23 protein-coding genes are annotated in these 25154 nt (G+C 60.0%); 8 read left to right on the forward strand and 15 right to left on the reverse strand.

The features are described 5' to 3' along the window. Window positions 1-11 precede the first annotated feature (11 nt). The 5 genes from ACJSDX_RS08695 to gloA form a co-directional block, all read right to left on the reverse strand. Window positions 12-3143 (reverse strand): MdtB/MuxB family multidrug efflux RND transporter permease subunit, encoded by a 3132-nt coding sequence (locus ACJSDX_RS08695; protein ID WP_407994361.1) that lies wholly within the window; start codon window positions 3141-3143, stop codon window positions 12-14. Further along, window positions 3140-4501 (reverse strand): MdtA/MuxA family multidrug efflux RND transporter periplasmic adaptor subunit, encoded by a 1362-nt coding sequence (locus ACJSDX_RS08700; protein ID WP_407994362.1) that lies wholly within the window; start codon window positions 4499-4501, stop codon window positions 3140-3142. Before ACJSDX_RS08700 ends, ACJSDX_RS08695 begins: the two co-directional genes overlap by 4 nt. A 169-nt stretch (window positions 4502-4670) precedes the next feature. Next, a complete protein-coding gene (locus tag ACJSDX_RS08705) occupies window positions 4671-5858 on the reverse strand; it encodes an acetate/propionate family kinase (RefSeq protein WP_407994363.1) in 1188 nt (395 codons plus the stop codon). Then, on the reverse strand, window positions 5855-6811 hold the full coding sequence (locus ACJSDX_RS08710) for a bifunctional enoyl-CoA hydratase/phosphate acetyltransferase (RefSeq protein ID WP_407994364.1): 957 nt from the start codon (window positions 6809-6811) through the stop codon (window positions 5855-5857). Before ACJSDX_RS08710 ends, ACJSDX_RS08705 begins: the two co-directional genes overlap by 4 nt. A gap of 141 nt (window positions 6812-6952) precedes the next feature. Beyond that, window positions 6953-7351 carry a lactoylglutathione lyase gene (gloA, locus tag ACJSDX_RS08715; protein WP_309564679.1) on the reverse strand — a complete coding sequence of 133 codons (399 nt, stop codon included), beginning with the start codon at window positions 7349-7351 and terminating at the stop codon, window positions 6953-6955. A gap of 393 nt (window positions 7352-7744) precedes the next feature. Between gloA and ACJSDX_RS08720 the strand changes: the two genes are divergently transcribed. Further along, the gene (locus ACJSDX_RS08720) at window positions 7745-8266 is read left to right on the forward strand and encodes a GNAT family N-acetyltransferase (protein ID WP_407994365.1); all 522 of its coding nucleotides are present in this window, start codon (window positions 7745-7747) and stop codon (window positions 8264-8266) included. Between the two features lie 101 nt (window positions 8267-8367). Beyond that, window positions 8368-9078, forward strand: a complete 711-nt coding sequence (locus ACJSDX_RS08725; protein WP_407994366.1) for a class I SAM-dependent methyltransferase — start codon at window positions 8368-8370, stop codon at window positions 9076-9078. On the opposite strand, the gene ACJSDX_RS08730 is transcribed toward ACJSDX_RS08725, so the two are convergent. The 6 genes from ACJSDX_RS08730 to ACJSDX_RS08755 form a co-directional block, all read right to left on the reverse strand. Continuing rightward, the gene (locus ACJSDX_RS08730; RefSeq protein WP_407994367.1) at window positions 9036-10850 is read right to left on the reverse strand and encodes a methyl-accepting chemotaxis protein; all 1815 of its coding nucleotides are present in this window, start codon (window positions 10848-10850) and stop codon (window positions 9036-9038) included. The two genes, ACJSDX_RS08725 and ACJSDX_RS08730, sit on opposite strands and share 43 nt — an antisense overlap. 125 nt (window positions 10851-10975) lie before the next feature. Next, window positions 10976-11233 (reverse strand): YfhL family 4Fe-4S dicluster ferredoxin, encoded by a 258-nt coding sequence (locus ACJSDX_RS08735; RefSeq protein ID WP_309564675.1) that lies wholly within the window; start codon window positions 11231-11233, stop codon window positions 10976-10978. A 19-nt stretch (window positions 11234-11252) separates the two neighbouring features. Then, window positions 11253-11735, reverse strand: coding sequence for a pantetheine-phosphate adenylyltransferase (coaD, locus tag ACJSDX_RS08740; protein WP_309564674.1), 483 nt, complete (start codon window positions 11733-11735; stop codon window positions 11253-11255). A gap of 39 nt (window positions 11736-11774) precedes the next feature. Then, a complete protein-coding gene (gene rsmD, locus ACJSDX_RS08745; RefSeq protein ID WP_407994368.1) occupies window positions 11775-12332 on the reverse strand; it encodes a 16S rRNA (guanine(966)-N(2))-methyltransferase RsmD in 558 nt (185 codons plus the stop codon). Next, on the reverse strand, window positions 12319-13659 hold the full coding sequence (locus ACJSDX_RS08750) for a M16 family metallopeptidase (RefSeq protein ID WP_407994369.1): 1341 nt from the start codon (window positions 13657-13659) through the stop codon (window positions 12319-12321). The genes rsmD and ACJSDX_RS08750 overlap by 14 nt, the downstream gene beginning before the upstream one ends. Further along, window positions 13649-14992 (reverse strand): M16 family metallopeptidase, encoded by a 1344-nt coding sequence (locus tag ACJSDX_RS08755; protein ID WP_407994390.1) that lies wholly within the window; start codon window positions 14990-14992, stop codon window positions 13649-13651. Before ACJSDX_RS08755 ends, ACJSDX_RS08750 begins: the two co-directional genes overlap by 11 nt. Before the next feature lie 324 nt (window positions 14993-15316). On the opposite strand from ACJSDX_RS08755, the gene ftsY reads away from it, so the two are divergent. Genes ftsY through ACJSDX_RS08775 form a run of 4 tightly spaced genes read left to right on the forward strand, consistent with a single transcriptional unit; the run spans window position 15317 to window position 19009 of the window. Next, the gene (ftsY, locus tag ACJSDX_RS08760) at window positions 15317-16327 is read left to right on the forward strand and encodes a signal recognition particle-docking protein FtsY (protein ID WP_407994370.1); all 1011 of its coding nucleotides are present in this window, start codon (window positions 15317-15319) and stop codon (window positions 16325-16327) included. 49 nt (window positions 16328-16376) lie between these two features. Next, window positions 16377-17033 carry a cell division ATP-binding protein FtsE gene (gene ftsE / locus ACJSDX_RS08765; protein WP_407994371.1) on the forward strand — a complete coding sequence of 219 codons (657 nt, stop codon included), beginning with the start codon at window positions 16377-16379 and terminating at the stop codon, window positions 17031-17033. Next, entirely contained in the window at window positions 17030-17929 is a 900-nt protein-coding gene (gene ftsX / locus ACJSDX_RS08770; RefSeq protein WP_407994372.1) for a permease-like cell division protein FtsX, read from the forward strand. The genes ftsE and ftsX overlap by 4 nt, the downstream gene beginning before the upstream one ends. Window positions 17930-17959: 30 nt before the next feature. Continuing rightward, window positions 17960-19009 carry a hypothetical protein gene (locus tag ACJSDX_RS08775; protein ID WP_407994373.1) on the forward strand — a complete coding sequence of 350 codons (1050 nt, stop codon included), beginning with the start codon at window positions 17960-17962 and terminating at the stop codon, window positions 19007-19009. Here ACJSDX_RS08775 and ACJSDX_RS08780 read toward each other — a convergent pair. The 4 genes from ACJSDX_RS08780 to ACJSDX_RS08795 form a co-directional block, all read right to left on the reverse strand. Continuing rightward, a complete protein-coding gene (locus ACJSDX_RS08780) occupies window positions 19006-19644 on the reverse strand; it encodes a PEP-CTERM sorting domain-containing protein (RefSeq protein WP_407994374.1) in 639 nt (212 codons plus the stop codon). The two genes, ACJSDX_RS08775 and ACJSDX_RS08780, sit on opposite strands and share 4 nt — an antisense overlap. 194 nt (window positions 19645-19838) lie before the next feature. Then, window positions 19839-20615 carry a ferredoxin--NADP reductase gene (locus tag ACJSDX_RS08785; protein ID WP_309564666.1) on the reverse strand — a complete coding sequence of 259 codons (777 nt, stop codon included), beginning with the start codon at window positions 20613-20615 and terminating at the stop codon, window positions 19839-19841. Between the two features lie 29 nt (window positions 20616-20644). After that, complete coding sequence (locus ACJSDX_RS08790) at window positions 20645-21574, reverse strand: electron transfer flavoprotein subunit alpha/FixB family protein (RefSeq protein WP_407994375.1); 930 nt, start codon at window positions 21572-21574, stop codon at window positions 20645-20647. After that, window positions 21574-22320 (reverse strand): electron transfer flavoprotein subunit beta/FixA family protein, encoded by a 747-nt coding sequence (locus ACJSDX_RS08795; protein ID WP_407994376.1) that lies wholly within the window; start codon window positions 22318-22320, stop codon window positions 21574-21576. Before ACJSDX_RS08795 ends, ACJSDX_RS08790 begins: the two co-directional genes overlap by 1 nt. Window positions 22321-22433: 113 nt before the next feature. Here ACJSDX_RS08795 and ACJSDX_RS08800 point away from each other — a divergent pair, with 113 nt between their 5' ends. Next, entirely contained in the window at window positions 22434-23360 is a 927-nt protein-coding gene (locus ACJSDX_RS08800; protein WP_407994377.1) for a LysR family transcriptional regulator, read from the forward strand. A 10-nt stretch (window positions 23361-23370) separates the two neighbouring features. Beyond that, window positions 23371-25020 (forward strand): electron transfer flavoprotein-ubiquinone oxidoreductase, encoded by a 1650-nt coding sequence (locus ACJSDX_RS08805; RefSeq protein WP_407994378.1) that lies wholly within the window; start codon window positions 23371-23373, stop codon window positions 25018-25020. Window positions 25021-25154: the final 134 nt, after the last annotated feature.

Below are 25154 nucleotides of genomic sequence, written 5' to 3' on the forward strand. Positions count from 1 at the left end.
GTCCGCCAGCATCACGCCAGTTCCTCATCCGCATCGCTGATGCGGGTTTCCACCCTGGCACGGCGGCGCACCAGGCGGTCGAACAACAGGTAGATCACCGGCGTGGTGAAGATGGTCAGCAACTGCGACAGCAGCAAGCCGCCCACCATGGTGATACCAAGGGGCTGGCGCAATTCCGCCCCGGCGCCCGTCGCGAACATCAATGGCAAGGCGCCGAACAATGCAGCCATCGTCGTCATCAGAATCGGGCGGAAACGCAGCAGGCTGGCCTGGTAGATCGCGTCCACCGGCTTGAGCCCTTGCTCGCGCTCCGCAGCCAGGGCGAAGTCGATCATCATGATGGCGTTTTTCTTGACGATGCCGATCAGCAGGATGATGCCGATGATCGCCACCATGCCGATCTCCTGCCCGTGCACCCACAAGGCCAGCAAGGCCCCGACCGTGGCGGAAGGCAAGGTGGACAAGATGGTGACAGGGTGGATGAAGCTCTCGTAGAGTATTCCCAGCACGATATACATGCACACCAGCGCTGCCAGGATCAGGAACAGAGTATTGGACAGCGAAGCCTCGAAAGCGAGCGCCGCACCCTGGAAGCGGGTTTGTACGCTGCCCGGCAATTGCAGCTCGGCCACCGCCTCGCGGATGGCGCTTACCGCATCCCCGAGCGCGACGCGGTCCGCCAGGTTGAAAGACACGGTCGCGGCCGGGAACTGGCTGATATGGTTGATGGTGAGCAGGGTGTTGCGTTCCTCCACCCGCACCAGCGCATTGAGCGGCACCTGGGTGGTCACGGTATTGCCCGCGCTATCGGTGCTGCTGCCCGGCACATAGAGATTGGCCAATGCTTCCGGGCCGCTGCGGAAGTTAGGCGGCACTTCCATCACCACGCGGTATTGGCTGGCCTGGGTATAGATGGTGGAAATCAGGCGCTGGCCGAAGGCGTTGTACAGCACCGCATTGATATTGGAAACGGTCACGCCGAGACGGGTGGCATTGTCGCGGTCTATCACCAGGTATGCCTGCAGGCCCTTGTCCTGGAGGTCGCTCGCAACGTCGGTGATCTGCGGCAACTGGCGCAGTTTCTCCATCACGCGCGGCATCGCCGACTGCAATACGGCAATGTCAGGATCGGTAAGCAGGAAGCGGTACTGCGTGCGGCTGGTCTTGTCCTCTATGGTCAAGTCCTGCACCGGCTGCAGGTAGAGCTTGAAATCGGGGATGTCCGCCGTGGCCTGTTTGAGGCGGGCGATCACTTCGCTGGCATTGACGTCCCGATCCGCATGCGGCTTGAGGTTGATCAGCACGCGCCCGGTATTGAGCGCCTCATTGGTGCCGTCCACCCCGATATAGGAAGATACGCTTTCCACCGCAGGGTCGCGCTTGATCACGCGCGCAAGGTGCTCCTGCTTCTTTGCCATGGCGGCGAAGGACACCGACTGCGGCGCCTCGCTGATGCCCTGAATCAGCCCGGTATCCTGGGTCGGGAAGAAGCCCTTGGGCAGGTAGAGGTAGAGCAAGACGGTGATGAGCAGCGTCACCAATGCCGCCAGCAATGTCAGCAGCTGGTGCGCCAGCACCCATTTCAATGCGCGGCCATAGCCGTCGATCACGCCCTGCATCATGCGCGCGCCGGCCAGGGAGAACCGGCCTTTCTCGGTATCGGGCACATGCTTGAGCCACAATGAGCACAGCATGGGGGTCAACGTCAGGGAGATCAGCATCGACACCAGGATGGCGATCGCCAGGGTCAATGCAAACTCGCGGAACAGGCGCCCCGCGATGTCGCTCATGAACAGGAGCGGAATCAACACCGCGACCAGCGAAATCGTCAACGAGATGATGGTGAAGCTGATCTGCTTGGACCCCTTCAATGCCGCCTGCAGCGGATTGTCGCCCTGTTCGATGTAGCGCTCGATGTTCTCCAGCATCACGATGGCGTCATCGATGACGAAGCCAGTGGCGATCGTCAAGGCCATCAAGGTGAGGTTGTTGAGGGAGAAGCCGGAGAGGTACATGACGCCGAAGGTGCCGATCAGCGACAAGGGCACGGCAATGGACGGGATCAGGGTCGCGCGTCCATCTTGCAGGAACAGGAAAGTCACCAGCACCACCAGCGCGATCGCGAGCAACAGCTCGAACTGCGTATCCTTGACCGAGGCCTGGATGGTATGGCTGCGGTCACTCAGGATGGAAACCTTCACATTCTCGGGCAGGCTTTCCTCTAGATCCGGCAACAGCTCGCGCACGCGCTCGACCACGTCAATCACATTGGCGCCCGGCTGGCGCTGGATATTGACGATCACGGCCGGCTTGTCGTCCGCCCAGGCGGCAAGGTATTCGTTCTCGGCGCCGTCATAAGCCTGCGCCACGTCCTTGAGGCGTATCGGCGCCCCGTTCTGGTAGCTCAATATCAGGTTGCGGTACTCCTCCACGCTGCGCATCTGGTCATTGGCATCGATGGTGGTGGAACGGGTGGCCCCGTTGAAGCTGCCCTTGGAGCCGTTGAGGTTGTTGCTGGCAATCGCGGTGCGGATGGACTCCAGACTGAGGCCGTAGGACGCCAATGCCGTGGAATTGGCGCTCACGCGCACGGCCGGGCGCTGTCCGCCGCTGATGCTCACCATGCCGACGCCGGAAATCTGCGCAATCTTCTGCGCCAGCCGCGTATCGACCAGGTCCTGCACCTTGGGCATGGACAAGGCGTCCGACGTCACCGCCAGGGTCAGCACGGGCACATCCGCGGGGTTAACCTTGCTGTAGACCGGCTGGCTCGGCAAGTCACTAGGCAACAGGTTGGAAGCGGTATTGATCGCCGCCTGCACGCCCTGCTCGGCAATGCCAAGGCTGGTGTTGAGATTGAAGCGCAGCGTGATCACCGAAGCGCCGCCCGCGCTGCTGGACGACATCTCGTCCAGGCCGGCTATCCTGCCGAGCTGGCTTTCCAACGGGGCGGTGATCATGGAGTTGATCACCTCCGGGCTTGCGCCCGGATACAGCGTCTTGACCTGTATCGTCGGATACTCCACCTCCGGCAGCGAGGCGACAGGCAGCAGCCGGTAGGCCAGGATGCCGGAGATCAGCAAGGCCAGCATCAGCAGCGTAGTCGCAACCGGCCTTTCGATGAAAATCCGGGAGGGATTCATGAGCGCGGGCCCCGGCCCTGGGCACCTGCCCTGTTCTGGTTGTCTCCGCCGGCTTGCCCAGGCTGGCCGCCCTGCCATTGGCCTCGCCTGCGCTCGCCAGGGGCGCCTGCCGCAGGCTGGGCGTCATCCTCGCCCGCAACGCGCACCACCATGCCGTCCGACAGCCGATCCACGCCGTCGATGACGATGCGCTGCCCTGCATTCAGCCCTTGGCGTATTTCCACCTGCTCGGCCTGGCTGATGCCGACCGTGACGCGCTGCTTGGCTACCTTTTTCTCGGTATCGATCGTATAAACGTAGGTCCCTTGGTCGTCGCGCTGCAAGGCACCGCTTGGGATCAGCAGCGCATTGGTCACTTCTGCGGCATGCAGGCGCACATTGACGAACTGGTTGGGGTACAGGCTGTCGTCGTCGTTATCGAACCGCGCACGCAACTTGAACGTGCCGGTGGTGACGTCGATCTGGTTATCGATGCTCGCCACCTTGCCCTTGGCAATGCGCACCTGGCGCTGGCGGTCCAGCGCCTCGACCACCAACTTGTCGGGATTCTGCTTCAATTGGCGCCTCACCGTGGAAAGCTGCTGCTCCGGCAGGCTGAACACCACGCTGATCGGGCGCGTCTGCGTCAGCACCGTGATCGGGGTGGTGGCGTTAACGGCAACCTGGTTGCCGACGTCGACCTGGCGCAGGCCGATGCGGCCGCTGATAGGTGCCCGCACCTTGGTAAAGTCGAGGTTCAGCTTGGCGGCCTCTAGCTGACCCAGCGCATTGTCCAGGTTGCCTTGATATTGGCGCACCAACGCTGCCTGCGTATCCAGCGTCTGGATCGCGATCGAGTCCTCGTCCTTCAGTTCCTGATAGCGGGCAAGATCGATCTCGGCATTCTTGAGCTGGGCCCGGTACTGGCTCACGATACCCTCGGCCTGCTTGAGCGCGGCCTCGTAAGGACGGGCGTCTATCTCGGCCAGCACGTCGCCCTGCTTGACCTCCTGGCCCTCGGTGAACAATATCCGGCTCAACTGCCCTTCCACCCGGGCCGTCACGTTCACGGTATTGAGCGAAGTCACCGTACCTACCGCTTCCAGTTGCACGGAAAGCGGTGCCTCTACGACCTCTCCGACATTCACCAGCATGCTCTCCCCGAACATGCCGCGACGGCCACCGCCGGGAAAACCGCCTCCGGGCCGCGGCCCGCCTGCCCCAGGACCGCCCGGCGGCATCCCCTGTCCCATCCCCGGCGACCCCTGATTAGGGGAAGAAGACAAGGGCACATATTTCCACAATGCATACGCAACAGCAGCCAATACGATAGACAAGATTAACCAGGGGCGCAGGGTTTTCAATAATGGGCTGGACATAGGAATTTAAGACATAAATTGAAAAATGGAAGCAGTCTGGCGATACCTTAACCGCCACGATCAAGCTGTATTCTTGCGCATAATATTATTTGCCCGTTTCGCTTGCCGCAAACTAATTTACACAACCCTACATACCGGTCGCTTTACTTTTGCGGCAGCTTACAAAGCCTTACAATCCCGATTGCAGGACTGCCTGTGCGTGGCGTGCCGCCAGCCACTCCTCATTGGTCAGGGCGACCAGCACCGGGATGACGCTTGCGGCAGAGGAAATCACCGTGGCATGCGACTGGTTGGCCGCAGCATCGAGCCGCACGCCCAGGAACGCCAGCCCCTGCGCCACGCGCTCGCGGATTGCCGCATTGTGCTCGCCTATCCCGGCCGTGAACACCAGCATGTCCAGCCCGCCCAGCGCCGCCGTCATGGCGCCGATCTCGCACACGATGCTCCGCACATACACTTCCAGCGCCAGCCGCGCGCGCGGCTCCGCTGCCTCGCATTGCAGGAGGATGCGCGGATCGGAAGCGATGCCGGACACGCCCAGCAACCCTGACTCGTGATACAACATCTCCCCCACCCTCGCAGGCGTGAGGTGTTCCACCTCCATCATATGCAGCAGCACGCCGGGGTCGAGCGCGCCGCAGCGCGTGCCCATCATCAGGCCGTCCAGCGCGGAAAAACTCATGGTGGTCGCCACGCTCTGCAGGTTCTGCATGCCGCACAGGCTGGCGCCGCTGCCCAGGTGCGCAACGATCACCCGCCCGCTGGCCCGGTCTCCAGCCAATTCGGGCAGGTGCACAGCCATGTATTCGTAGGACAGGCCATGGAAACCATAGCGCCTGATGCCGCGCTCGAACGCCGCATAGGGCAATGGCAGCACTTGCTCGACCTCGGGCAGCGTATGGTGGAAGGCGGTATCGAAACAGGCGACCTGCGGCAGGCCGGGGTCGATTTCCAGCAGCCGCTCTATCGCCTCCAACGCAAAAGGCTGGTGCAGCGGTGCGAGGGGAATGTAGCTGCGCAGGTCGCGCAAGACTTCCTCATCCACACGCACCGGCTTGAAATAGCGGCTGCCGCCATGCACGACGCGGTGCGCTATCGCCGCCAGCTTGTCGCCGTGCAGTTGCGCCTGCATGCGGTCGATGATGTAGCGCAACGCCTCGGAATAGGGATGCTCGCTGCCGAGCTCAACCTGGTGGGGCTTGGTCAGGCTGTCCCCATAGCTGGGATTGGGGCCAAGAATACCGTCCACCTTACCGTTCCAGCGCGGCTTGCGCGGAATCTCGGCGTGGCCGATGTCGAACAGGCCGAACTTGATGCTGGAGGAACCACAGTTCAACACCAACACCAGCTTGCTCATGGCGGATTCCCCCGGTAATGCTGTGCGAGGATGGCGGCGACCGCGCAGGATGCCAGCCGGCTTAGCTTGGGGTCGGCCCGGCTGGTGAGGACGATCGGCACTTTCGCGCCGACGACGATGCCGGCGCTATGCGCATTGCCAAGATACTCGAGCTGCTTGGCAAGCATGTTGCCGCTTTCCAGGTCCGGCGCCACCAGGATGTCGGCCGCGCCTGCCACCTCGGAATGGATGCCCTTGATCTGCGCAGCTTCGGAAGAAATGGCGTTATCGAACGCCAGCGGCCCGTCGAGCACGCCGCCGGCGATCTGCCCGCGGTCCGCCATCTTGCAGAGGATGGCCGCATCCATCGTCGCCGGCATGTGCGGGGAAACCGTCTCCACTGCCGCCAGCAAGGCGACCTTGGGAGACTCGACGCCGAGCACCCTGGCAAGGTCGATGGCATTCTGCACGATATCCGCCTTGGCCAAGAGGTCGGGCGCAATGTTGATCGCCGCATCCGTGATGATGAACGCGCGCGGATAGGTCGGCACCTGCATGAGGAAACAATGCGACACCCGGCGCTTGGTGCGCAACCCCGCGCTGGAAGGCAGGATGGCGGACATCAGCTCGTCGGTATGCAGGCTGCCCTTCATGAGCGCCTGCACCTCTCCCGCAGCCGCCAGCTCCGCCCCTTTTGACGCAGCCGCATGGCTATGCGGCACATCCTCGATCTCGACATCACCCAGCACCAGCCCCTCCTGCTGCGCCACCGACTCCAGCTTGCTGCGCGGAGCGATCAGCACAGGCGCTATCAGCCCCAGCGCTTTCGCTTCCAGTGCCGCTGCCAGGCTGACGGCATCACAAGGATGCGCCACGCCCGTACGCACAGCGGGCAAGCCTTGTGCGTAGCGGATAAGGTCCTGCAACAAATCCTGGGATTGGCCTGGACGGGCCAGGGGTAAGGCTGGTGACATCGGCTGCTCCTTTATTATCGATGCATGTGACTGACTGCCTCCGGCAGTATCCCGCTGTTGCAGACAATCATTGGGCGTGCTGCCCACCTATCGAAGGAATCTCATTTCGTCAGTCACGGGATTCGTCCGCAAAGGCTTGGTTCAAGCCGGAGTCCAGGTGCCCTTCTGGATGAATTCCACCTTGTATCCATCCGGGTCCTCGATAAAGGCGATCACCGTCGTGCCGTGCATCATGGGGCCGGCCTCGCGCACCACCTTGCCGCCCGCCTGCTTGACCGCCTCGCAGGCGGCATAGGCGTCGTCAACCTCGATGGCGATATGGCCGTAGGCATTGCCCTTGTCATAACTGCTGGTATCCCAGTTATAGGTCAGCTCGATCACCGCCTGGTCGCTTTCGCTGCCATAGCCGACGAAGGCCAGCGTGAACTTGCCATCGGGATACTCGTGACGGCGCAATAATTTCATGCCGAGCACATTGGTATAGAACGCCAGCGACTTCTCCAGGTCGCCGACCCGTAACATGGTATGCAATATGCGCACGGCGCTTTCCTCCATTGATCGATGATGAAAAACTCATTATAACCGCAATGAATTTTCACCTATTGCGGGTTAAAGAAATTGACTTGTCCCGCCATGCTCTCATACGATGCTGCGATCTCGATCTAGTACGGTCTTGGAGACGGCATCATGATCGGTGACGTTCTTTTTTCAGCCGCAGGGGCCATTCCCTAGGAGTTATCCAGCGCCATTGCCTTTCAGGTAGCCGAGTCCTTACATCTGCGAAGCGCACATGGTCTTCATGTGCTGATTCATTGTCTGGTCTTTGCAATATTCCTGATCCCGCTATTCTTTCTTACGGCTTTGCTGGTCACCTGTGGTTTGTCATGGTTGATGCCCTAAGGGAGCTCAACCTTTCAGTCAAGGAGAAATTTCGTGGAGTTCGTGACCTGTACCGAAGAAATACACGCCTCGGCCATCCTTTCGATACTCAACGAGGCCATTGCAAACTCCACCGCGCTATACGATTATAAGCCGCGCAGCCTTGAAAATATGTCGGAGTGGTTCAAGGCCAAGCAAGCGTCCAGCTTCCCCGTTATTGGCGCAATTTCACCGGATGGCGAGCTTCTTGGGTTTGCAAGCTACGGTACCTTTCGCGCTTGGCCTGCATACAAATACTCTATTGAGCATTCGGTTTATATCCGCCGAGATCATCGCGGCAAGGGCCTGGGACGAATCCTCATGGAGCGACTCATCGCAAAAGCCTTGGAGCAGCAATACCACGTCATGATCGGAGGCATTGATGAAAGCAATGGCGCTAGCGTCATGCTCCACCGAAGGCTCGGGTTCAGCCACGCCGGCACCATTAAGCAAGCCGGCTTCAAATTCGGCCGCTGGCTTGATTTGGCGTTCTACCAGCTTGTGCTGCAAACTCCGCATGCGCCAGTTGACGGGTAGCGATTCATTCAATATCCAATGCGCTTGAGGTTGGCGGAACAGAAAAGAAATGGTCAGCCAGTTGAGCCTGGATATTAGGCGGCAATGACATGGAGAGCGAGATGCGCAAAGACGAGATCAAGGCAATATTCGACCAGCAGGCTGCAGGCTACGACGCGCAATGGGTCAAGACCTTGCCTATCCGCAACTGCTTGTACTTGCTGCTGGACTCGTTGTTTGCCGGGCTGCCGGAAGACGCCCTCATCCTCTGTGTCGGCGTCGGCACAGGGGCGGAACTGGTTCATCTTGCCCAGAAGAACCCTCAGTGGCGGTTCACTGCGGTAGAGCCTTCCGGCCCCATGCTGGACGTGTGCAGGCAACGGGCGGAACAGGAGGGAGTCGCGTCCCGTTGCCATTTCCACGAAGGCTATCTGGATTCGCTTGCGGACACCGGGCTATATGAAGCAGCCACTTGTTTCTTGGTCTCGCAATTCATTCTCGATCAAACCGCGCGCTCCGGGTTCTTTCGAGAGATATCACGCAAACTCAAGCCGGGAGGGATGCTGGCAAGCTCCGACCTGGCTTCGGATGTGGAGTCGCCCGAATATGAGGTCTTGCTGCGTGCGTGGATGAACATGATGGCGGCGGCAGACATTTCGCCTGAGGGAATGGAGCGCATGCGCCAAGCCTATGCCAATGATGTCGGAGTGCTTGCGCCGGGCAGGATTGCGTCAATGATCGAGTCAGGAGGCTTCGAGACTCCAGTGCAATTCTTCCAGGCAGGATTGATTCATGCATGGGCCTCGACGCGCGCCCCCAGCGATGCCGCCTGAGGGTTCATGCGTGCAAGCCAATCCTGGTATAGCTCCTCCTCCCCTCTCAGCTTCCCCGGTTCGTCCCGGTAGCCCGCATGGCCTTCGACCACATGAAACTGCCAGCGTTTTTCGAGCGCTTGGCGTTCAGGGGTATTGCGGAATTCCCGGATGAACCGGTTGATCTCGCGCAACAAGGTATAGCTGGATGGGTCATCTGCCACCGCCGCCACGTAGTACCAGGGACTGGCCGCAAGATTGCCTTGCAACAGCTCGATACGGCCATGCCAAGGACTATCTTGCCCGTTGCAGGCCCAGGCGAATATGGGTTGATCGACGGCAAAGGCATCGACCTTGCCGCTGGCCAGCGCATCGTGAATGATGGATTGGTCGGTATAGCCGATGAGGTTGGCCAGCCTGACGGCGCCACGCTCGGCCTTGCCGTGCTTGCTCCAGCGCAAGCCTGCCGCTTCCAGGGTGGCAAATGCCGCCGGGTCGTTGATGCAGCCCAGCACCTTTCCTTCCAGGCTGGACAACCCGCCAATGCGCTGGTCGCCCTTGCGCCTGGCGAGCATGTAATGCAGGTAGGTATAGGCCTCGGAATATGCCACCTGGTGGTAGCTGGCACTCGGCGGCAGCGCGCTCCAGACGACATCGGCCTCCGGTTCGCCACGCTCGCGCCCGATATGCAGCAACTCCACGCACTGGTCCCAGGGGTGCTCGATAAATTCGACCTCGACGCCTATCGCGCGGGCAAAGGCCGTGGCATATTCCACATCCAGCCCGCGCAAGGGTTCCCCAGGCCGCAGGCGGAACGACAATCCCTTGAAGGCAGGCTCTATCGCCACCCGCAACACGCCTCGCGACTGGATATCCGCCAGGCGGTCGTAGCCTGGCGGCTTGTAGCCGCCATCAGCGCGCAACAACGAGGACAGCGCATCGCCCAATTGCAAGTCAGGGCAGGTTTCCAGCCCTGCAAGGTCAGTGGCGAGCTGCTGCGCCCAGCCGACTTTCCGGCGTTGTGCCGCATAGCTGCCGCGATCCAGTTGATGCATGGTCTCGATGACATTGCCGTGCTCCAGCAAGGTCTGCATGGAAGCGCTGATCTCGCGGAAGGTTTGTTGCACGGTGCCAAAAGCCTGCGCCGTATCCCTGTCTACCCGCTCCACGTTGTCTCGGCTGGAATGGCCGAAGCCGATCAATTGCTGTTGGAAATCGCTGAAATCCAGCATCAACGAGACTTCATTGGAATTGCTGACAGTATGCCGCGCCAGTTCACGCACATGTTCCGCCACCACGCTGAAACTGCGCCCGGCCTCGCCTGCATGCGCAGCCTGGATCGCGGCATTGATCGCGATCAGCTCCAGCTCGCGCCCGATACGCTCCAGCCCCTGCACCACCTCGTTGACGCGCGACAACTTGCTGGCCAGGGCCTGCTCCAGCCCCAGCAAGCCCTGGGAAATTTCGCTGCTGGCCAGGGAAAAATCCTCCTGCGACTTGCTGCGCAAGGCTTCGGCCTCTTCCAGGCTATGCCGCATGCGGGCAGTGGTTTGCCCGACTTCCGCCGTCATTGCACCAAGTCGGCTCTCCACCTCGGTAAAACGCGCCGACTGGGTGCTTTCGGTATTCAGCAATTGCCGCATCAAATGCCCGAGGCGCAAGGCCAATGCAGCCAGATGCCGGCTCGCCTGGCCCGCCCCCACTGCTGGCGGCTGCGGTTGCAAACCCTCGCCCTGTGCGGGTTCTGACAAGGCCGGGCATATCCAGGCCAGCAAGGAGGTAATCAGCTTCATGGTAGAAGAACAGCCTGGCGAAGAGGCTGCATGGAAAACGATAGACATCCGAGACAGGCAAAAAATATGCCTGGAAGGAAACTATCTTTACCAGGATGAAAAGTACGGCTTGGTTACAGGCAAGCTCAAGCCTGCTTCACCAGCATGATCCGCAGGTATTTCTGGTGTAGTTGCTCTTGTGTCTCCACACGGTCGGGATCGTGCGGGATACAAGCCACCGGACAAACATCCTGGCATTGCGGATTGTTGAAATGGCCAACGCACTCGGTGCAGAGGCTGGGATTGATCTCGTAGATTTCCTCGCCCTGGTAGATCGCGCCGTTCGGGCATTCGGGCTCGCAAACGTCGCAATTGATGCATTCATCGGTGATCATCAGCGCCATGGCGGACTCCCTGCCTCGCTCACGCCAGCTTGAGCGCAATGCGCTCCTGCACCAAGGGGGAGACGAACTGGCTGACATCGCCCTTGAGCTGGGCAATCTCGCGTACCAGGCTGGCGGAGACGAACATATACTGCTCGGCCGGGGTGAGAAAGATGGTTTCCATCTCGGGGAAGAGCTGGCGGTTCATGCCGGCGAGCTGGAACTCGTACTCGAAATCCGATACCGCCCTCAGCCCGCGCACCACGGCGCGCGCGCCCTGCTCGCGCACGAACTGCATCAACAGGCCGGAAAACCCCAGCACTTCCACATTGGAGCAATCGGACAAGACGCTGGAAGCCAGTTCCACGCGCTCATCCAGCGTAAACATGGGATGCTTGCCCGGGCTCCTGGCGACCGCCACGATCACATGATCAAACAAGCCGGCGGCACGGCGCACGATGTCCTCGTGGCCGCGGGTGATCGGGTCAAAGGTGCCTGGGTAGACGACTTTCAGCTGGCTCAAATGCACAATCCTTACAAGGCGAAGCAGGCAAGCTGCCTGTCAATCGGTTGATCTGTCTGCCAATTTTAACAGGTGATAGAAAACATTGCCCGCCTTGCCATGCTTGACGACCTGCCACGGCAGCTCGTCATCGAGGGCAAACTCGGCCTCCACATAGACCAATCCGCCCTCAGCCAGGTGGCTTGGGAGATGGGGCAGAAGCTTGGGCAGCCAACCCTGCTGGTAGGGCGGGTCAAGGAAGATCACGTCGAAGCGTTCGCGGTTCTGCGCCAGGAACTGCACGGCATCCTGCTGTAATATGCGCGCGGCGCCTGCCTTGAGCAGGGACTGGTTCTGCTGCAAAGATTTCGCAGCAGGCGCGGATTTCTCCACCAGCACCACGGCGCTGGCGCCGCGCGACAAAGCCTCGAACCCCATCGCGCCGGTGCCGGCAAACAGGTCGAGGCAGCGCCGCCCGTGCATGTCCTGGCCCAGCCAGTTGAACACGGTCTGGCGCACGCGATCTGGCGTAGGCCGCAAGCCCGGCGCATCCGGGAAGCTCAATAGGCGGCTGCGCCATTCGCCGCCGCTGATGCGTACGCGGTTACTTGCCGCCACTCTCGGTACCGCCTACCACTACCGTCACCAGTTTGTCGGGGTCGATACGGCGGCTGAACGCATCCTTGACCTGGGCCGCCGTCACCGCTTCCACCTTGGCGTTGAATTCATCCAGGTAATTCAATGGCAGTTTGTAGAAACCGATCACGGCCAGGTAGTCGAGGATTTTGCTGTTGCTGTCGATACGCAACGGGAACCCGCCGATGATGTTCTGCTTGGCGGCCTTGAGCTCCGCCTCGGTCACGCCCTTGCTGATGAAGTTCGCCAGGGTTTCGCGCACCAGCTTGAGCGCATCCTCGGCTTGGTCGCGCTTGGTCTGCAGGCCGATCTGGAACTGCCCGAGCTGCTGCATCGGCATGAAATAGCTGTAGACGCTGTACACCAGCCCGCGCTTCTCGCGCACCTCCTCGGTCAAGCGCGAAACGAAACCGCCGCCGCCCAGGATGTAATTGCCGACATAGAGGGCGAAATAATCGGGGTCGCCGCGCTTGTTGCCAGGATAGCCCAGCATAATGTGGGATTGGCTTGCCGGGTGCGCGATACGGCGCTCCACCGCCGCTTGCGGGTAAGCCACCTCGGGCAGGGCTGCAGCGGCAGGACTGTCCGGCAAGCCCGCGGAAATGCGCTCGGCGATCGCACGCGCCTGCTCCGGCGTCATGTCGCCCATCAAGGCGATCACGGCATTTTTCGCGCCGTAATACTGGCGGTAAAACTGTTGCAGGTCCGCTTGGCTGAGCGCATTCACCGATTCGGGCTCGCCGTCTTCTTCCACGGCATAGGGATGGTTGCCGTACAAGGCCTTGAGGAAGGTGCGGTTGGCAATGCTCGCAGGCTGGGTGGCAGCTTCCTTGAGGCCGGCAATGATCCGGGCTTTTTCACGCTTGAGCGTTGCCTCGGGGAAATCCGGCTGATGGAGGATTTTCGTATAGATATCCAGCGCCGCCTTTTGCTCACGCTCGCTGCTCAGGGTGCGCAGCTTGAACGCCGCCCTGTCCGCATCAAGTTCTCCGCCGAGTATCGCGCCGACATCGGCCATGCCGTTGGAAATCTGCTGGTCGGTCAGGCCGCCGGCCCCCAAGGTCATGAGATAGCGGGTAATGCCCGCCAGGCCCGGCTTGCCGCCGTCGCGGGCGCTGCCTGCGGCAAAATTGGTGCTGATGTCGATGATAGGCAGGTCATGGTTCTCGACGAAATAGACCGCGCTGCCGTTGCCGGTCTGCCAGTGCTGAATGTTGAGGGCGGCCTGTGCATGGAGGGCGGACAGCAGCCCGGCTGCAATGACGAGCGCCTGCTGCGCACGCCGGACAAAAGAGAGATTAATGCGCATGTGGCTTGCCTTTTGGTTTTGCATTGGGGTCAATCGGTTGTGGGTCCAGGGTCGCAACCGTCATGCTGTCCCTGACCAGGTACTTGCGGGCGACATCCTGCACCTGCTGCGGCGTCACCGCCTTCAGCTTGGCAGGGTAGCTTTTCAGCGTGCGCCATGAGAAACCGGTGGTTTCCAGGCGGCCGATCTGCATGGCCTGGTAGAACACGGAATCGCGCTGGTATACGTCCGCCGCAATCACCTGCGCCTTGACGCGTTGCAGCTCCTCGTCGGTCACCCCCTCCTGCTTGATACGCTCCACTTCGTTCAGCAGGGCAGCCTCCAGCTCGGCCACGGTCTTGCCTTCGCTGGGCGTGCCTTCCAGTTCGAACAACCCGACCTGCCCGCGCTGGATCAGGTCATAACCGGCGCCCACGTCCACTGCCAGCTGCTGCTGGCGCACCAGGTTCTGGTTGAGCCGTGCCGAGGCGTTGCCATCCAGCACGCCGGCGAGGATTTCAAGCGCGTACGGTTCCCAGTCCTTGTTCGCATCCTGCAATACCGGCACATGGAAGCCCAGGCGCACGTAAGGCAGTTCGGCAGGCACCTTCACCACGGTACGGCGCTCGCCGATCTGCTGAGGCTCGAGCTGCGGCTTGCGCGCGGGCAATGCATGCGGCTTGATGGCGCCAAAATGCTGCTTGGCCAGCTTGAGCACGCCCTGCGGATCGACATCGCCCACCACGACCAGGATGGCATTGCTCGGCGTGTACCAAGTCTGGTACCACTCGCGGGCATCCTCCACGGTCATGTTCTCGAGGTCGTTCATCCAGCCGACGATGGGGCGGCCGTAAGGATGGGCCTGGTAGGCGACCGCATTGAACTGTTCGTTGAGCATGCCTTGCGGCTTGTCATCGGTACGCCAGCGGCGCTCCTCCATCACCACCTTGATTTCCTTGGAGAATTCTTCCTTGGTCAGCTGGAGGTTGGCCATGCGGTCGGCTTCCAGCTTGATCGCCAACGGCAATTGCGATTTTTCCAGCTGCTGGTAATAGGCGGTATAGTCGGTGCCGGTGAAGGCGTTCTCGCGCCCGCCTGCAGCGGCGATCAATCGCGAGAACTGTCCTGGCGGCACGGCCTTGGTGCCCTTGAACATCATGTGCTCCAGCACGTGCGCGACGCCGGTCTTGCCGTTGACTTCATCCACGCTGCCGGCGCGGTACCAAACTTGCGACACCACCACTGGCGCCCGGTGGTCTTCCTGCACGATCACCCGCATGCCGTTGTCGAGCTTGAACTCGTGCGTATCTGCTGCCTGGGCTGCGATCGGCATCAACGCCAGCGCGAGCCACATTCCTCGAATAAACACCTTGCGATTCTCCTTTAGCCGCATTATTCATGCATTATAGCGGTAGTGCCTGAGCCTGCACTAATGCGCTTGCCTGGCCGCACCTGTGGCGACATGCCATGCAACGATGCTCTGACACAGCCATTTCAACATTAGTTCTTAGAGCCTGTTCACGATCTTTTCATAGGGCAGGTATATGCATGCGATATATGGCAGTAATGTTGCCGATAGGTAAAAATACCTGAAGATATGGTCAGAATAACCAGTTTAAGCCGCTGCAAGCGCCTTGTTTTGCTTTAAAATATCTGCTTACCGCTAAAAACACATTTCATGTTCGATTTCTTCAAAAAAGACAAAAATCCGCCTGCCGCAACTCCCGAACCGGAGAACATAGCGCCGGCAACGCCCCAGGTCCCCACCCAGGAAAAACCGACCTTGAGCTGGACGGAACGCTTGAAGCGCGGCCTGGCCAAGACCCGCAGCCAATTAGGCCTGCAACTGGCCAGCCTGTTCGGCGGCGGCAAGATTGACGAGGACGTCTACGAGGAGCTGGAAACCATCCTCCTCACTTCGGATGTCGGCATCGCCGCCACCCAGACATTACTTGAGCAGATACGCACCCGCGTCAAGCGCCAGAACCTCAACGACACCACCCAGCTCAAGGAAGCGCTCAAGCAATCCTTGCTGGAACTGCTCGCACCCTTGGAAAAGCCGCTGGATACCGCCACCGCGCAACCTTTCGTCATCATGCTGGCCGGCGTCAATGGCGCAGGCAAGACCACCACCATCGGCAAGCTTGCCAACCTATTCCAGGCGCAAGGCAAATCCGTGCTGATCGCGGCGGGCGATACCTTCCGCGCCGCGGCACGCGAGCAATTGCAGGCCTGGGGCGAGCGCAACAACGTGCATGTGATCGCGCAGGAAAGCGGCGACCCGGCTGCCGTGATCTTCGATGCCGTCAACTCGGCCAAGGCGCGCGGCATCGATATCGTGCTGGCAGACACCGCGGGCCGCCTGCCGACCCAGCTCAACCTCATGGAGGAGATCCGCAAAGTGCAGCGCGTCATCGATAAGGCGCTGCCCGGCGCGCCGCATGAGATCCTGCTGGTGCTCGACTCCAACACCGGGCAGAACGCCGTCACCCAGGTCAAGGCGTTCGACGATGCTCTGGGCGTCACCGGCCTTGTGCTGAGCAAGCTGGACGGCACCGCCAAGGGCGGCGTGATCGCGGCGATCGCCCAATCGCGCCCCGTGCCCATCCGCTACATCGGCGTGGGCGAATCCATTGACGACCTGCGCCCGTTCAAGGCCAGCGAGTTCATAGAAGCATTGTTTGAATAATGCGCTACTTGAATCACATGCCTTGCTCGAATAAGGAAACCTTCCGCGCATGATACGTTTCGACCAGGTCAACAAGCGTTACCGCGGCAGCGACGAGATCTTGCGCCATGTGACTTTCGAGATCGCGGCAGGCGAGCTGGTGTTCGTCACCGGGCATTCCGGCGCGGGCAAGAGCACCCTGCTCAAACTGATGGCCGGGATCGAGCGCCCGACCAGCGGCACCGTGCTCATCGGCAACCAGAACATCAGCAAGCTGCGCCCGCGCATGCTCCCCTACCTGCGCCGCAAGTTCGGCCTGGTGTTCCAGGACCACAAACTGCTCTACGACCGCAATTGCTTCGAGAACGTCGCCCTGCCGCTCTACATCAACGGCATTACCGGCCAGGAAGCCGCCAAGCGCATCCGCGCGGCGCTCGACAAGGTTGGCCTGCTTTCCAAGGAAAAGGCCATCCCCGTGACGCTGTCAGGCGGCGAACAGCAGCGCCTCGCCATTGCCCGCGCCGTGGTCAGTCGCCCGGCCATCCTCATTGCCGACGAGCCCACAGGCAATCTCGACGAGGAATATGCCACCGACATCATGAAGCTGTTTAGCGCCTTTCAGCAGGTCGGCGCCACTGTCATCATCGCTACGCATGATGCGCACAGCATCCAGAACATCCCGGCGAAAGTCCTGCACCTCGACCACGGAAAGCTCTCGGTATCATGAAACACTGGATCAACCAGCACACCCAGGTCTGGCGCCTCGTCCTGTCGCGCATCATGCGCAACAAGCTTTCCACCCTCATGATCTGGAGCGTCATCGGCATCGCGCTGAGCCTGCCCGCCATCCTGTATGTCGTGATCGACAACCTCAACCAACTGGCAGGCGGGGTCAGGAACGAGCCGCAGATCAGCGTCTTCATGAAACTGGATGCCGAGGCAGCCGCGGTTCAGGAACTCAAGCAAAAACTGCAACAGCACCCGGGCATTGCAAAACAGCAATTCGTCAGCAAGCAAGCGGCCTGGCAGGAAATGCAGCAAGAACAGGATGTCGCAAGCCAGCTGGAAAAGAACCCGCTGCCCGATGCCTTCTTTATCGAACCCAAAGACCATTCGCCCGACGGCATCGCCCGCTTGCAGCATGAAATCGAGGGCCTGCCTGGCGTAGAGCACGTGCTGGCGGACGCCGACTGGGCTAAACGCCTCTATGCGCTGCTGCAATTGGGCAAGAAAGCGGTATGGGTGCTCTCCGGCCTGCTCGGGTTTGCACTGGTGGCAATTATCGGCAATACCATACGCCTGCAGATTGCCACCCAGCGCGAAGAAATCGAAGTCAGCAAACTGATAGGCGCCACCGACGGCTTCATCCGCCGCCCCTTCCTCTACGCTGGCACGCTGTACGGCTTCGGCGGCAGCCTGCTTGCGCTGGGGTTCGTCAACGGCATTCTTACAATCTTTAACCTCTCGGTGGCAGATTTGGCAGAACTTTATGGCAGCAGCTTCATCTTAGTGTTACCTGGCTGGGAAATCAGCCTGGGAGTAATCGCATGCGCTGTGGTGCTGGGTTGGCTGGGTTCCTATATTGCCGTCAACCGCTCACTGGCGCGCCTCAACCCCAACTAACCAACCTAAGAACCCCGGACTGAATTTACCGTGGCTGCACCGCGCCTGTTTCGCCATCTCAATGCATTGATCGCGAGCCGTTTCGGCAAGGCGCCCACTCAGCTGGACCCTTCCGACCTCCCCTGGCAATCGCCGGCCGACCGGGAGCAATACATCGAATTCCGCATCAGCCGCCGCACGCTGTATGCGTTGATATTTTCCCTGATATTGCACTTGATCCTGTTCTTCGGCTTTATCATGCCGACGATGGACCAAGGGGAAGAGTCCGAGCAGGATGGCGGGCAAAAAGAGCTGGTCGTGAGCCTGGCACAGCCGGAGAAAAAACCGCAACCTGAAATGGCGCCGCCGCCAGCTGCTGCACCCCCGCCTCCGCCGCCTGCCGCCAGCAAACCCACGCCCAGGCAGCCCAAGCAAAGCAAGCCCACGCCTCCCGTCGTGACCGGCAAGAGCAAGCCGCTGCCCCAGCCCGAGCAAAAACCGGCTCCCCGCCCTGAGCCGCAGCCCGCCCCGACGCCGCGCCCGCAGGAGCCCGATCCCTCGCAATATTCTGACATGTCTTCCTATATGGCCGCCATGCGCGAATACCGCCGCGCCACGGACAACAACTATGCCGCGATGATGGAAAACCAGCGCGCCCAGCGCGAATCCGGCAGCCGCTCGCTGTCTGATGAAGAAAAGCGCGATGAAACCATCAAGAAAAACCTGTCGTCAGGTGCCAGCGGCGTCTTCCGCATCCTCAGCATGAGCAACTACACTTCAACCTTTGAATTCCGTGGCTGGATCAACGATTTCAGCACCGCCAAGCGCGAGGTATTCCAGATCGAGGCCAAGGCGGGCGAAGACATCCAACGCGCCACCGTGCGCAAGATGATAGAACTGATCCGCCGCCACTACTCAGGCGATTTCAACTGGGAATCAAGGCAAATGGGCCGCGTGGTGGTATTGTCCGCGCGCATGGAAGACAGCGCCGGCCTGGAGGACTTCCTGATCAAGGAATTCTTCGGCGATGGCGACATGCGCTACCTGGACATGCAGCGCCGCAGGCCGCCGCCTGGACCGCCTAGGTATCCGGTGCCTTAACGCTGCCAAGCAGCTTGGCGGCGGCGTGCGAAAAGCAATATCAAACCAAGAGATAGCAACGCGACACTAGACGGTTCAGGGACTGGTAAAGTGGCTGGTCCAAATCCAGCCAGCATTGCTTCCGGCGATAACGGAATCCATAATTCATATTGAAATTGCTTGTCGTATGTCGTCAAGATAGTGAGACCAGCAAGCGCAGGTGCATATTGCGATACATAGCTTAGTAAAATTGTTCCGGTATCCGCCTGTTCATTTGTTCTGTTCCAATAGGCTACAGGCAACAACGCTTCGCCGTCGTAACCGATCGCCACAGACCAATTATCTGGGATCACCGCCTGCTCAAGCGACCAATCACCAAAATAAGGCAGCTTCAAACTAGCGACAGCCTGTGTAGAAAGCGCGAACGCATAATTCCACCCGTCCTCATTTTTGAATGGAATAAGCTGTAATGCGCTGGGCCTGATATGTACAGGAAACTCAGCAATGGGACCTATCTCTATCACCTCTACAGGATAGATAACTTCTATATTGCAGCCCCCTTCAGCACATAAAGTCACACCTGCATGGGAAACGGTAGAGACCGACATAGCGCCGATCCAAATCAGAACGGCAATCAATGCTTTGTAGTATTTCATTGAGAATTATTTTTCTTGTTTATGAGTTGCTCATTCAATCACCATCAAATGAAAGAATAATGACTCTGCTCATAGTCCAATCACTCAACCCCTCCGCTTCTTTTGCATATGTGGGCGCCAGATTGCGCTCAATAAAAAAGCTGGCATATTGCTATGCCAGCTTTTCATAAAACGACAACTACTTACCTTGAGGATTACTTCTCGGCAAACGCCCGCTCGATCACGTAATCCCCGACATCACCAATGCGCTCCGATACCTTGAGCCCTGCAGCATCGAGAATCTTGCAGGTATCGACCAGCATTTGCGGGCTGCCGCACAGCATGGCGCGGTCAGTCTCGGGGTTGAGTGGCGGCAGACCGATGTCCTGGAACAGCTTGCCGTTTTCCATCAGGTCGGTCAGGCGGCCCTGGTTGCGGAACTCTTCGCGGGTCACGGTGGGGTAGTAGATCAACTGGTTCTTGACCTGTTCGCCAAAGAATTCGTTTTCCGGCAGTTCCTTGGTGATGAACTCTTCGTAAGCTAGGTCGTTGATGCGGCGTACGCCGTGCACCAGGATCACTTTCTCGAAACGTTCGTAGATTTCAGGGTCCTGGATCAGGCACATGAACGGCGCCAGGCCAGTGCCGGTGGAGAGCAAGTAAAGGTGCTTGCCGGGCTTCAGGTCGGACAGCAGCAACGTGCCGGTCGGCTTGCGGCTGACCAGCAATTCATCGCCCACCTTCAGGTGTTGCAGACGGGAAGTCAGGGGGCCGTTCGGCACCTTGATACTGAAGAACTCGAGGTTTTCCGCGTAGTTGGGGCTGGCGATACTGTAAGCGCGCATCAGCGGCTTGCCGTCCACCTGCAGGCCGATCATCACGAACTGGCCGTTCTCGAAACGCAAGGATTCGTTGCGGGTGGTGGTAAAGCTGAACAGGCTGTCGTTCCAGTGCTTAACGCTCAATACTTTCTCGGAATTAAATGCGCTCATTGATATTCGATTCTCTTTAAAATTTTTGGTTACTTGCTCAAGGCGGCGGTCAGCTCGGGCACGGCGTCAAACAGGTTGGCGACCAGGCCGTAATCCGCATGCTGGAAGATAGGCGCATCGGGATCGTGGTTGATCGCGACGATGATCTTGCTGTCCTTCATGCCGGCCAAGTGCTGCATCGCGCCGGAGATGCCGATCGCGAAATACAGCTCAGGCGCCACGATGGTGCCAGTCTGCCCGACCTGGATGTCGTTGGGGGCAAAACCGGCATCCACGGCAGCACGAGTCGCACCCAATGCGCCGCCAAAGCGGTGCGCCAACGGCTCAAGCAGTTCATTGAAGCGCTCGGCCAGGCTGCGGCCGCCGGAAACCACGACGCGCGCGGAGGAAAGCTCTGGACGGTCGGACACGGTCTTGTCTTCCTTGATCCAGCGGCTGAGACCGGCACTTGCAGGCACACTCACCGCAGACACTTCCGCATTGGCGCCGTTTGCAGCAGCGGCAAAGGAAGTTGCGCGGATGGTCACCACCTGGATGGCATCGCTGCTTTCGACGGTGGAAAGCACGTTGCCTGCGTAGATCGGGCGCACATAAGTCGCCGGCGCGGTAATGCTCACCGCATCGGAAATCATCGCTACGTCGAGCAAAGCGGCAACGCGCGGCAATACGCTCTTGCTGAATGCGGTATGCGCGGAAAGGATGACCTTATAGTCAGCGCCCAACTGCACCAGCAAGGCGGCTACGTCTTCAGCCAGCGGATGCTCGAAATGCGCTGCCTCTGCATGCAGCACCTTAGCGACGCCGGCGATTTCGCTGGCTTCCTTGGCCAGGGCTGCGCTATTGGAGCCGGTGATCAGGACGTGGACCGGGAGTTGCCATGCGCCAGCGGCGCTGACTGCCTGGCGGGTGGATTGCTTGATATGTTTGCCGTCGTGTTCGGCCAGAATCAGGATGCTCATTACAGGACTTCCGCAAGACGTAGGTTTTCAACGAGTTCAGCCACATTCGCCACCTTGATGCCGGGCTTGCGCGGCTCAGGGTCGGCAACCTTGAGTTGCTTGAGGCGCGGGGCGATATCGATGCCGAGGTCGGCCGCCTTGATGTTGTCGATCGGCTTTTTCTTCGCCATCATCATCGCGGGCAGCTTGATGAAGCGCGGCTCGTTCAGGCGCAGGTCGGTGGTGACTACCGCAGGCAGCTTGAGCGCCACCACGTCGGTGCCGCCGTCGATTTCACGCGTAACTTCGATTTCATCGCCCTTGACGTCGATGACGGAAGCAAATGTGCCCTGGCCTGCATTGATCAATGCGGCGAGCATCTGGCCGGTCTGGCCCAGGTCGTCGTCGATGGCCTGCTTGCCAAGGATGATGAGGCGCGGCTGTTCGCGCTCCACCACGGCCTTGAGCAGCTTGGCGACGCCCAATGGCTGCAGCTCGGCGTCGGTCTCGACCAGCACCACCCTGTCGGCACCCATCGCCAATGCATGGCGCAGAGTGTCCTGACTGTTGGCCTTACCGATGGTCACGGCCACCACTTCGGTCGCAATGCCGCGTTCCTTCAGGCGCACCGCTTCTTCCACGGCAATTTCATCAAACGGGTTGATGCCCATTTTGACACCGGCGATGTCGACATCTGAGCCATCCTGCTTCACGCGGGGCTTGATGTTGTAATCCACCACATGCTTTACAGCAACTAAGACTTTCATATTGTGATCCCACTCCATCATTTGCCGCACATTTTAATCAGCGGTAAAATATCTGTTAAATCAATTATCACTATATCACATATCTACCACATCGATATGAGAATCATTCTCAGGTGAAGCACACCTTACGACAACTCGAAGTATTCGTTGCCATTGCACGCCTGGAGAATGTGTCACGAGCGGCCGAGGATTTGTCATTGTCGCAATCCGCCGCCAGTACTGCACTTGCCGAACTGGAACGACAGTTTGACTGCAAACTGTTTGACCGCATGGGTAAAGTGCTGAAACTCAACGAACTGGGCCGTAGCCTGCTGCCAATGGCAGCCGCCGTGCTGGACCGCGCCGCTGAAATAGAGAGCATTTTACAGGGAAAATCCGCCTTTGGCTTGCTAAAAGTAGGCGCCACGCTGACGATAGGCAACTACCTCGCCACCCTGCTGATCGGCTCGTTCATGAAGCAGCACCGGGATTGCCAGGTGCAATTGCATGTGCAGAACACCAACTCCATCATGCAGCAGGTGGCGATGTACGATCTCGACCTCGGCCTGATCGAAGGCAATTGCCACCACCCCGACCTGCAGGTCGAACCGTGGATCGAAGACGAGCTGACCGTGTTCTGCTCGCCGCAGCACCCTCTCGCCAAACAGGGCAGCGCCAGCCTGGAGGACATCCTCGCCGAGAGCTGGGTGTTGCGCGAGCATGGCTCGGGCACGCGGGAGACGTTCGACCATGCGTTGCGCCATCACCACAGCCGCCTGCACGTGCGCATGGTGCTGGAGCACACCGAGGCCATCAAGCGCGCCGTGGAATCCGGCATCGGCCTGGGCTGCATCTCCCGCCTCGCGCTCAAGGACGATATCGCGCGCGGCAACCTGGTAGCGCTGGCGACGCCCGAGCTCGACCTGAAACGCCAGTTCATGTTCGTCTGGCACAAGAAGAAATACCAGACCGCCGCCGTGCGCGAATTCCTCAACCATTGTCGGCTGCTGACCCGCGACGTGCGGCGCAGCGACGAAATCAACATACCGTATATTCCATGAAAGTTTTAGCATGCAACGCGATGTAATGAATTATGACGTACTGATCGTCGGCGCAGGCCCGTCCGGGCTTTCCGCCGCGATCCGCATCAAGCAACTGGCGCTGGAGCAGGAGCGCGAAATCAACGTTTGCGTGCTGGAAAAAGGCGCCGAGGTAGGCGCGCATATCCTCTCGGGCGCCGTGATCGACCCGATCGCCCTCAATGAATTGATTCCCGACTGGAAGGAAAAAGGCGCCCCGCTCCATACCCCCGTCACTGACGACCACTTCCTGGTATTGGGCAAGGAAAAGAGCTTCGACATTCCCGCCAAGCTGATCCCGCCGCTCATGAACAACCACGGCAACTACATCGTCAGCCTGGGCGACGTCTGCCGCTGGCTGGGCGAGCAGGCCGAGGCGCTGGGCGTGGAAATCTACCCCGGATTCAGCGCCGCCGAAGTCATCTACGACGAAGCCGGCGTGGTGCAAGGCGTGATCACCGGCGACATGGGGCGCGACAAGGAAGGCAACGAGAAGCCGGGCTTTGCGCTGGGCATGGAACTGCGCGCGCACTACACCCTGTTTGCCGAAGGCGCGCGCGGCTCGCTCACCAAGGACCTCACCGAGCATTTCCAGTTGCGCGCCCTGTCCGAGCCGCAAAAGTTCGGCATCGGCTTCAAGGAAATCTGGCAGATCGAGCCGGAAAAATCCAAGCCCGGCCTGGTAATGCACTCGCAAGGCTGGCCGCTGGACAACAGCACGGGCGGCGGCTCCTTCATCTACCACCTCAAGGAAAACACCGTGGCCATCGGCTTCGTGGTGCACCTCAACTACAGCAACCCGCACCTGAGCCCGTTCGACGAATTCCAGCGCTTCAAGACCCACCCCGCCATCCGCCCGCTGCTGGAAGGCGGCAAGCGCCTGAGCTACGGCGCCCGCGCGCTGACCGAAGGCGGCCTGCAATCCATCCCGCGCCTGGCCTTCCCAGGCGGCTTGCTGATCGGCTGCACCGCTGGCTTCATGAACGTGCCGCGCATCAAGGGTTCGCACAATGCCATGAAGTCGGGCATGCTCGCGGCAGAAGCCGTGGTGGACGCCTTGGCGCAGGAAACATTCGGCGCCACGCTGGAAAGCTACCCGGAAAAAGTCCGCAACTCGTGGATATGGAAAGACCTGCAGGCCGTGCGCAACGTCAAGCCCGCCCTGTCGCGCTTCGGCAACATCTTGGGCAGCATGTACGGGGGCTTTGAAATGTGGCTGGCCTCGTTCGGCATCACCACGCCATGGACGCTCAAACACGGCAAGGCCGACCATGAAACCCTGAAGCCCGCAGCCTCCAGCCCCAAAATCGCCTATCCCAAGCCTGACGGCGTGGTGAGCTTCGACAAACTCTCATCGGTCTACCTCACCAACGTCATGCATGAGGAAGACCAGCCCTGCCACCTGGTGCTGCGCGACCAGAGCATCCCGGTCGACATCAACCTGCCGCAGTACGACGCGCCAGAACAGCGCTATTGCCCGGCCGGGGTCTATGAAATCGTCACCAACGAGGGCAACCCAAGATTGCAGATCAATGCGTCCAATTGCATCCACTGCAAGACCTGCGATATCAAGGACCCGTTGCAGAACATCAACTGGCGCACGCCGGAAGGCGGCGGCGGACCGAACTACGTCAGCATGTAAATAAATAACAAAACCAAGGGCGAGCGCAGCGAAGCCAAGTTGCTGTTGCTTTTGACGTTGGGTTTGAATTCCCCGTCTGGCTGCGCCGAGTAGCGCAGCTTTTAATGGATTAAGGACTGGCGTCTGTCTGAGCG

The sequence above is a fragment of the Methylobacillus draconifructus genome, assembly GCF_045984355.1.
Taxonomy (GTDB): domain Bacteria; phylum Pseudomonadota; class Gammaproteobacteria; order Burkholderiales; family Methylophilaceae; genus Methylobacillus; species Methylobacillus flagellatus_A.

Excerpts from the sequence above, each read along its gene's own strand:
- ACJSDX_RS08695 (WP_407994361.1), bottom strand. The coding sequence starts at position 3,143 with ATGAATCCCTCCCGGATTTTCATCGAAAGGCCGGTTGCGACTACGCTG.
- ACJSDX_RS08700 (WP_407994362.1), bottom strand. The coding sequence starts at position 4,501 with ATGTCCAGCCCATTATTGAAAACCCTGCGCCCCTGGTTAATCTTGTCT.
- ACJSDX_RS08705 (WP_407994363.1), bottom strand. The coding sequence starts at position 5,858 with ATGAGCAAGCTGGTGTTGGTGTTGAACTGTGGTTCCTCCAGCATCAAG.
- ACJSDX_RS08710 (WP_407994364.1), bottom strand. The coding sequence starts at position 6,811 with ATGTCACCAGCCTTACCCCTGGCCCGTCCAGGCCAATCCCAGGATTTG.
- ACJSDX_RS08725 (WP_407994366.1), top strand. The coding sequence starts at position 8,368 with ATGCGCAAAGACGAGATCAAGGCAATATTCGACCAGCAGGCTGCAGGC.
- ACJSDX_RS08730 (WP_407994367.1), bottom strand. The coding sequence starts at position 10,850 with ATGAAGCTGATTACCTCCTTGCTGGCCTGGATATGCCCGGCCTTGTCA.
- ACJSDX_RS08735 (WP_309564675.1), bottom strand. The coding sequence starts at position 11,233 with ATGGCGCTGATGATCACCGATGAATGCATCAATTGCGACGTTTGCGAG.
- ACJSDX_RS08750 (WP_407994369.1), bottom strand. The coding sequence starts at position 13,659 with ATGCGCATTAATCTCTCTTTTGTCCGGCGTGCGCAGCAGGCGCTCGTC.
- ACJSDX_RS08755 (WP_407994390.1), bottom strand. The coding sequence starts at position 14,992 with ATGTGGCTCGCGCTGGCGTTGATGCCGATCGCAGCCCAGGCAGCAGAT.
- ftsY (WP_407994370.1), top strand. The coding sequence starts at position 15,317 with ATGTTCGATTTCTTCAAAAAAGACAAAAATCCGCCTGCCGCAACTCCC.
- ftsE (WP_407994371.1), top strand. The coding sequence starts at position 16,377 with ATGATACGTTTCGACCAGGTCAACAAGCGTTACCGCGGCAGCGACGAG.
- ftsX (WP_407994372.1), top strand. The coding sequence starts at position 17,030 with ATGAAACACTGGATCAACCAGCACACCCAGGTCTGGCGCCTCGTCCTG.
- ACJSDX_RS08780 (WP_407994374.1), bottom strand. The coding sequence starts at position 19,644 with ATGAAATACTACAAAGCATTGATTGCCGTTCTGATTTGGATCGGCGCT.
- ACJSDX_RS08785 (WP_309564666.1), bottom strand. The coding sequence starts at position 20,615 with ATGAGCGCATTTAATTCCGAGAAAGTATTGAGCGTTAAGCACTGGAAC.
- ACJSDX_RS08790 (WP_407994375.1), bottom strand. The coding sequence starts at position 21,574 with ATGAGCATCCTGATTCTGGCCGAACACGACGGCAAACATATCAAGCAA.
- ACJSDX_RS08795 (WP_407994376.1), bottom strand. The coding sequence starts at position 22,320 with ATGAAAGTCTTAGTTGCTGTAAAGCATGTGGTGGATTACAACATCAAG.
- ACJSDX_RS08805 (WP_407994378.1), top strand. The coding sequence starts at position 23,371 with ATGCAACGCGATGTAATGAATTATGACGTACTGATCGTCGGCGCAGGC.